General features: G+C 32.4%; 9 protein-coding genes. 2 read left to right on the top strand and 7 right to left on the bottom strand.

Annotation, left to right across the window (positions count from 1 at the left end; genetic code table 11):
• Nucleotides 1–54: 54 nt before the first annotated feature.
• A complete protein-coding gene (locus KW502_RS14810; protein ID WP_219041333.1) occupies nt 55–330 on the bottom strand; it encodes a hypothetical protein in 276 nt (91 codons plus the stop codon).
• A 6-nt stretch (nt 331–336) separates the two neighbouring features.
• A complete protein-coding gene (locus tag KW502_RS14815) occupies nt 337–1,185 on the bottom strand; it encodes a hypothetical protein (protein ID WP_219041334.1) in 849 nt (282 codons plus the stop codon).
• A gap of 149 nt (nt 1,186–1,334) precedes the next feature.
• Between KW502_RS14815 and KW502_RS14820 the strand changes: the two genes are divergently transcribed.
• Complete coding sequence (locus tag KW502_RS14820; RefSeq protein ID WP_219041335.1) at nt 1,335–1,748, top strand: helix-turn-helix domain-containing protein; 414 nt, start codon at nt 1,335–1,337, stop codon at nt 1,746–1,748.
• Nucleotides 1,749–1,795: 47 nt separating this feature from the next.
• On the opposite strand, the gene KW502_RS14825 is transcribed toward KW502_RS14820, so the two are convergent.
• From KW502_RS14825 to KW502_RS15695, 3 genes are all read right to left on the bottom strand, one after another.
• The gene (locus tag KW502_RS14825) at nt 1,796–2,026 is read right to left on the bottom strand and encodes an IS3 family transposase (RefSeq protein ID WP_219041336.1); all 231 of its coding nucleotides are present in this window, start codon (nt 2,024–2,026) and stop codon (nt 1,796–1,798) included.
• Between the two features lie 225 nt (nt 2,027–2,251).
• Nucleotides 2,252–2,533, bottom strand: coding sequence for an IS3 family transposase (locus tag KW502_RS15690; protein ID WP_219041337.1), 282 nt, complete (start codon nt 2,531–2,533; stop codon nt 2,252–2,254).
• A gap of 160 nt (nt 2,534–2,693) precedes the next feature.
• A complete protein-coding gene (locus KW502_RS15695; RefSeq protein ID WP_219041341.1) occupies nt 2,694–2,927 on the bottom strand; it encodes a transposase in 234 nt (77 codons plus the stop codon).
• A gap of 419 nt (nt 2,928–3,346) precedes the next feature.
• Between KW502_RS15695 and KW502_RS14840 the strand changes: the two genes are divergently transcribed.
• A complete protein-coding gene (locus KW502_RS14840) occupies nt 3,347–4,492 on the top strand; it encodes a N(5)-(carboxyethyl)ornithine synthase (protein WP_219041338.1) in 1,146 nt (381 codons plus the stop codon).
• Nucleotides 4,493–4,856: 364 nt separating this feature from the next.
• Here the strand turns inward: KW502_RS14840 and KW502_RS14845 are convergent, their stop codons facing one another.
• Together KW502_RS14845 and KW502_RS14850 are read right to left on the bottom strand one after the other, a co-directional pair.
• A complete protein-coding gene (locus tag KW502_RS14845) occupies nt 4,857–5,768 on the bottom strand; it encodes a helix-turn-helix domain-containing protein (RefSeq protein ID WP_255554284.1) in 912 nt (303 codons plus the stop codon).
• Between the two features lie 85 nt (nt 5,769–5,853).
• A complete protein-coding gene (locus tag KW502_RS14850; RefSeq protein WP_219041340.1) occupies nt 5,854–6,306 on the bottom strand; it encodes a nuclear transport factor 2 family protein in 453 nt (150 codons plus the stop codon).
• Nucleotides 6,307–6,680 lie beyond the last annotated feature (374 nt).

A 6,680-nucleotide genomic window follows, 5' to 3' on the forward strand; every position in this document is an offset into this window, starting at 1 on the left:
TACTCTAATATTCCTTCTGGTAATATTAAACTTAACAAGGAAAACTCAGTGCTTTTATTCATCAATGGAATTTAAAACGCAAAGAAAGTTATTTTTCAATTTAGACCCAACTTTTGAGATTGATCCGAAATCTCCTTGCCCATCCAGTGCTAATATACAGACCTTTAGTAAAGCAGTTGTTTTCATAAGGTGTTCTTCATAATCTTCAAAACGTATATTCGCAGTTCTAAAGGTATGCTGTGGTGTTATTTCTTTTTGCAAACCATATTCACCGTTTCCAATATCTTTTAATCCTTTCAATTTTAATGTATTCAGCTTTTTAGTTTTCATCGTATATCATTTTTTAAAATGCATATTTTTTAATTCTTTAAGTTTTTTAATTCCTTCTTTATTAACTTCTGTCAAAAATAGACAGCATATTTGATGCGCATAATTACTATCTCCTAATGAGATTAAATCTTCAGACTTAAAGTTTATAAGGTATTCAGCGTGACAGAAATAATGGTATACCCGATGAGAACGAAAAGAGGTTTTGGGAAAAATAATTTTCGGACAATCACAAAAATGAATGCAAAGATTTAAAAGATAATCGAGCTTATAATAGACAGGCTTATATTCCCAAAAAACATATAAGAGCGCTAAACAAGCTTGGCGTAATGCTTCAGCGAGAATTAATATTTTGGCTGTTTCGTCATAAACGGTATCGCATATATTAACCTTTTCTTCAAAGTAAAAAGCCCTATTTATTCTCGCTTTCCATTGCTTCTCGATTTCAGCATACATTTTTGGATGTGAACAATAACTCGTGACCTGCAAATCATGTACACCATAAAGTTTATTTTCTGTATTCAAGATCCTACTTAAAAAATTGTCTCCAGATGTTAAACGATAGTTTAAATCATTCAACGTATAAGGAATAAGATAAACTTTTACTTCTTCATCCATTTTGGTGAATAATTCATTCATTACTTCTTTTAACACAGCAATATGTTGATGACTTACAATAATTAAGCTAAGACAGTATTTTGTTTTTTCAGATGTACTATTGTTCATATCAAACGTATATACCGATGCTGTTTGGAATCTCTGCCCGCCTATCAGATAAATGGAATGTACTTCCAGAATGGAGCGAATTACTTCAATGAGTTTGGTTAATTGATGCTCGGGAATAATCTTTTGTTTCATAATTTTGGCTTTTAAATTAACAGACTTCAAGTTTTAAAAAAGATTCGCTGTACCGAACCAAAGCCAGTTGTAAAATACCAAGTGCAACTTGTAGTATACAAATAGGTAATGGGTGGTTTATTTTTAAATAAGAATTATTATCTTTGAGTATGAGTACAGCAATAAAACCAAGCCATATCGGCAGAAAGATAAGCCGGATCAGGGAACTTCGCGGAATGAAGCAAGAAACCCTTGCCGCAGAATTAGGAATCAGTCAACAAAGCGTTTCTAGCTTAGAACAAAGCGAACGAGTTGAGGATGAAAAACTTGAACAAGTAGCTAAAATATTGGGAGTAACTAAAGAAGGAATTGAGAATTTTTCTGAGGAGGCAATGGTGAATTATTTTAATACTTTTAATGAAAAGGTATCTAGTAGTAATTTTGGTCATCACAATACTTGTACATTTAACCCTTTGGATAAATTAATGGAATCGGTTGATGAAAATAAGAAGCTTTATGAACGCTTATTAGAAGCTGAAAAAGAAAAGGTGGCTTATTTGGAGAGGTTGTTAGAAAAGAAGTAATTCTTAAACTGGACTTGCAAGAAAAAGTCGGACAATTTTTTTAAGACCTATGCCGCATTTTTAAATTGATAAAATTCTTGTTCTACTTCGTAGGGAGTTTTGTATCCCAAAAAGTAGTGTGATCGTTTCCTGTTATACCCTATTTCTATACAGTCGAAAATAGTGGTTTTAGCCTGTTCTATAGTTTTAAAATCATAATCATACATAAGTTCTACTTTTAAAGTTTTAAAGAAGGATTCTGCAACAAAATTATCCCAACAATTTCCCTTTCTACTCATAGATTGGATCACCAACGGGTTGGATTTAATAAATGTTCTAAATGTTGTTGAGGCGTATTATATCCCTCGATCTGAGTGGAATAGTAAATCCATGTTTATATTGCGTTTGCTTACAGCCATTTTCCCTGCAGGAACAATAGTTTGGTTGGTATGCAAACTTCTACTCAGTGCCTCCCCCCCTATTACCTGTCTGTCAAACAAATCAATAATAGTGGTTAGGTACAGCTAGCCTTGATTGGTTTGAATATGAGTAATATCGCTAAACCAAGCAGCATTTAACCTGCTGGAATTAAAGTTTATGTTCAATAAATTTCTACAAATCAGATAGTTGTGATTGGAATTAGTGGTAGCCTTAAACTTCCTTTTGTGTTTGCTTACCCAATGATTCACTTTCATAATTTTAGCCACTCTATACCTGGATATACAGTGGTCTTTACGTTTTAGTTGCTCCGCTATTCTAGTAGAGCCATAGCGCCTTTGACTCAGATGAAATTCCTTTTTTATCAAATCCGTAAACAGGCTATGTTCCAGTGCCCGTTTTGACGGACCGGCACTGTAACACCTATAAAAACACGCTTACTTACTTTAAAGATTTTTTACATCCTCTCGATTGAATATAAATCCATAGACTTCCCATCGCTCTAGGAGAAGATGTGCACGGCCTTTTTTAATTTCTCAAGTCAAGTTCCTTTTCTTTTAGCGCTTTTCGAAGTCTTTTTAGCTCTAAAGTATCATCGGGTATTGGTTTTTCAGGCTTAGGCAATGTAGCTGTCTTGCGCCATTTATAAATCCTTTGGACCTCGATGCCTAGTTCATCTGCTAGCTCCTTTATGTTGTCGCGTTGGTCACTTAATCGTACTGCCTGCTCCTTGAATTCAGGACTATAATAACGTTTTTTTATGGTTCTAAGATACTTGTTTTATAACAAATGGTCTTAAATTTTATATCCGCGTAAAGCTAGCAACTCCACTCCGTCATTTATTGGCAGAGCCATCCACTCGATTGGTAATAGTTTTATTTTGGTATTTTAATTTTAAAGCATAATGTTTCGGTTTAGTAAGTTTCTAGATATTAGTTTGGTATTATCCTTATAATCGTTTATTTCAAGGTACCTTTGACAAAGTATTATTTGTCTGTTGATATTAAATCTGTTCGTACTACTTCAGCGAATTCCAGAGGCTTTTTACTTTAAGTCTTTATTTTGATTAATAAAAACCTAGTGAGCAACTTAATGCCTGATTGCTAGTAAGTAACTATCTAATTTTAATTTTACGCTTTGCTCATGTCATTACTCTGCAATTCGTGTTAATTTAAAAATATATGACTTTTTTAAAAATGGGGGTAATTGGTACTTCAAAGAAAGTAGATGAAAGGCGAGTACCTATTCACCCGGAACATTTAAATAGACTTCCAGAATATATTCGAAGACAACTCATTTTTGAAGAAGGTTATGGAAAACCATTCAATATAAAAGACGAAGATATCAGTGCCTTAACTGGAGGAGTTGCTTCAAGAGATGAAATTTTAGCAGGCATAGGTCGCGCTATAATTGCCAAACCTATTTTATCAGATTTTAAAGAACTAAAAGATGGTGGTATTATTTGGGGTTATCCCCATTGTGCTCAAAATAAGAAAGTTACACAAACTGCTATAGATAAAAAATTAACCTTAATTGCTTTTGAAGATATGTATGTGTGGACTCCTAGCGGACAAATGGGAAGACATACATTTTATAAAAACAATGAAATGGCTGGATATAGTGCAGTTATACACGCATTGCAATTAAAGGGAATAGATGGTCATTATGGAAATCAACGGAAGGTAATTATATTTAGTTTTGGTGCTGTAAGTAGAGGTGCTATTTACGCCTTAAAAGCGCATGGTTTTAGAGATATTACTATATGCATCCAAAGGCCAGATCATGAAGTAAGAGAAGAAGTCTTAAATGTACACTATGTTAGAGTTAGAAAAGGAAACGAAAACGAACCACGACTAATTGTTATTGAACATGATGGTTCACAAAGACCATTATTAGATTTAATTAATGAATCTGAAATAATAATTAATGGTACATATCAGGATACAGACGATCCAATTGATTATGTAATAGAAGAAGAAAAATCGATGCTTAAACCTGGTTCACTTATTATTGATGTGAGTTGTGACGAAGGCATGGGTTTTTATTTCGCAAAACCTACCACTTTTAAATACCCAATAATTGCTATAGATAATATTGATTACTACGCGGTAGATCATACACCAAGTTATTTTTGGGAAAGTGCTTCAAGATCTATTTCTGCAGCATTAATGGTACATGTGCCATCTGTTATATCTGGTCGCGAAAGTTGGAATGAAAATAAGACCATAAAAAACGCTATAAATGTTGATAAAGGTGTGATTCTAAAAGAACATATTCTACGATTCCAGAATCGAAACAAGAATTATCCACATAATGTGAAGGAATAACGAAACGATGAGTTTAGAAAAGAATTGTTGCAAATTTGGCGCATTCAATGTTCTAACGCAACAGGTGTTGCTATTTTGGTTTGATACAATTTAGTGTATTTTATAAAAACTAAGCAGCATTTAGCTTAAAACTTATCTTCGGCGTTTCACCTTTACCGCTATTTTTGTTATACGGTGTGCCTATTGCACAACCTCTTTCTTAATCAAATTTAAAATTAATAGTAGATTTCAATAACACCATACCCTTAGAAAGCAACAATTTAACTATTCCTAAAAATCAGAATAATCCTCTTTTCTTAGAAATTTAGACTTGTGCAACGGTTACCATTGTTAGCTGTAGTGATTTTGTTAGTATATTTTAGATTTAGTTGAACGTCTCTCTAAATTCTTTTGGAGTTAACTTTGTTTTACTTTTAAATAGTTTACTGAAACTTTGACTTTGCTCAAAACCTAATTCATAAGCTATTTCAGTAATTGTCAATTGGGTAGTAGATAACTTTTCTTTCGCTTTTTCAATTAATTTATTGTGAATATGTTGCTGTGTGGTTTGACCTGTGTGTGTTTTTAAAATACCACTCAGGTAATTTGAAGATATGTTCAAACTTGTCGCTAAAAATTTCACTGACAATAATGACTTCTGTTCTAAATTTTCATTTTTAAAATAAGCATCTATCAAATCCTCTAACCGCTCAAGAATTTGATGGTTGTTAATTTTTCTAAATAGAAATTGACGCTGATAAAAGCGTTCTGAATAACTTAAAAATGACTCAATTTGGGAAACTATAATGTTTTGAGTAAACTTATCGATATTCAAATTATTTTCAAGTTCTATATTTTTAATAAAAGTAGTTAATATAGCTTCTTCTTTTTCCGATACAAAAAGGGCTTCATTTATCCTATAATTGAAAAAATCATATCTTTTTATTGTTTTTACTAGAGAAGTTTTCCATAGAAAATCTGGATGGATAAGTATGATATAACCACTGGAAGAAAAATTCTCATCTGCATCAAAAGAAAAAACTTGATTGGGAGCAATGAAATACAAAATACCATTGTCAAAATCGTATTTTTGTTGTCCATAACGATATTTTATATTACCACTTTCTGTTCTCTTTAGCGAAATTGAATAGAAATCAAAAACATAGCTTAATAAGCCTTCTCCCGGATGGGGCTCAACTTTAGAAAGATCGATAACACTTAAGAGCGGATTCTCAGGATTACCAATTCCGAGTGCTTTATGATATTCTTTAATTGATTTTAATCGAATTAGTTCCATCCTTATAAAATTATATTTCAATTTTAAACAAAGGTATGGTACTTTTCTAAATGAATTTCCCATCCTTTGTGAAACCTGCTATATGCTATTTACTTTCCTTTACACCAAGCTGATTAAGAAAACCTCTATTATCCATTCTTACCCATTCATCAATTAATCTACCTTGATTATCAAATTTGAAGATATTCATTAAATCGAAAACTACTTTTTCTCCATTTGGTGATATGATTCCAATTGGTGATTGGGTAAAATCATTTATAAATTTTCCTTCAATGAATGTTTGACAGGCGATATAATTGTTCTGTTCAATTATAATTCCTCTTTTAATTACTAATGGACCAAATGCAGCTTGTACAGCTTGAAAGTAACTAATTAGACCATTGTAATCTGCGTCAAATCCTGGACCGTGAAATTGAAAATTTTCTGTATTAAAATAAGAGTCTAATTCTTTTTGGTCTTCGCCAGAAACTAAGAGTTCACCTGCTCTGATTAAACGTTTTGATAAATTGCTCAAATCTTTTCTTTTTAAATTCTCCATCTTTTATTTATTATTTTTACGATGCAAAATTGTTCAAATAGGATGTGATTTATGTGTGCAAATCTTTGTTTGTTGTGTTCAAAAATTTTCTCTTGTTTTGAAGAAATAGGTTTGTTGTTTCATTACAACCAACGATTAGTGTATGATTTCGTAAGGGATTGCGGGATTCAAACCTATCAGGTTACCACCCAAATTTGATGCGGATGATACTGCTCGAGAACCTCTGAAACCCTTATGAATTATACATATTGTGCCTGTTGCACAATTTACTAAAAAAGATTAATTTCATGATATGCAAGGCAAAAAAGTATAGCAAGAGCAGTTATTCAACAGTTTTCGGTTGAGTGACCGCGTACCGCCCACAAATTTCTACC

It is taken from the genome of Mesonia aestuariivivens, assembly GCF_019311235.1.
Classification (GTDB): Bacteria; Bacteroidota; Bacteroidia; order Flavobacteriales; family Flavobacteriaceae; genus Mesonia; species Mesonia aestuariivivens.

What these genes read in the sequence shown, in the direction of transcription:
- KW502_RS14810 (WP_219041333.1), bottom strand. Translation starts at nt 330, where the DNA reads ATGAAAACTAAAAAGCTGAATACATTAAAATTGAAAGGATTAAAAGAT.
- KW502_RS14815 (WP_219041334.1), bottom strand. Translation starts at nt 1,185, where the DNA reads ATGAAACAAAAGATTATTCCCGAGCATCAATTAACCAAACTCATTGAA.
- KW502_RS14820 (WP_219041335.1), top strand. Translation starts at nt 1,335, where the DNA reads ATGAGTACAGCAATAAAACCAAGCCATATCGGCAGAAAGATAAGCCGG.
- KW502_RS14850 (WP_219041340.1), bottom strand. Translation starts at nt 6,306, where the DNA reads ATGGAGAATTTAAAAAGAAAAGATTTGAGCAATTTATCAAAACGTTTA.
- KW502_RS14840 (WP_219041338.1), top strand. Translation starts at nt 3,347, where the DNA reads ATGACTTTTTTAAAAATGGGGGTAATTGGTACTTCAAAGAAAGTAGAT.
- KW502_RS14845 (WP_255554284.1), bottom strand. Translation starts at nt 5,768, where the DNA reads ATGGAACTAATTCGATTAAAATCAATTAAAGAATATCATAAAGCACTC.
- KW502_RS14825 (WP_219041336.1), bottom strand. Translation starts at nt 2,026, where the DNA reads ATGAGTAGAAAGGGAAATTGTTGGGATAATTTTGTTGCAGAATCCTTC.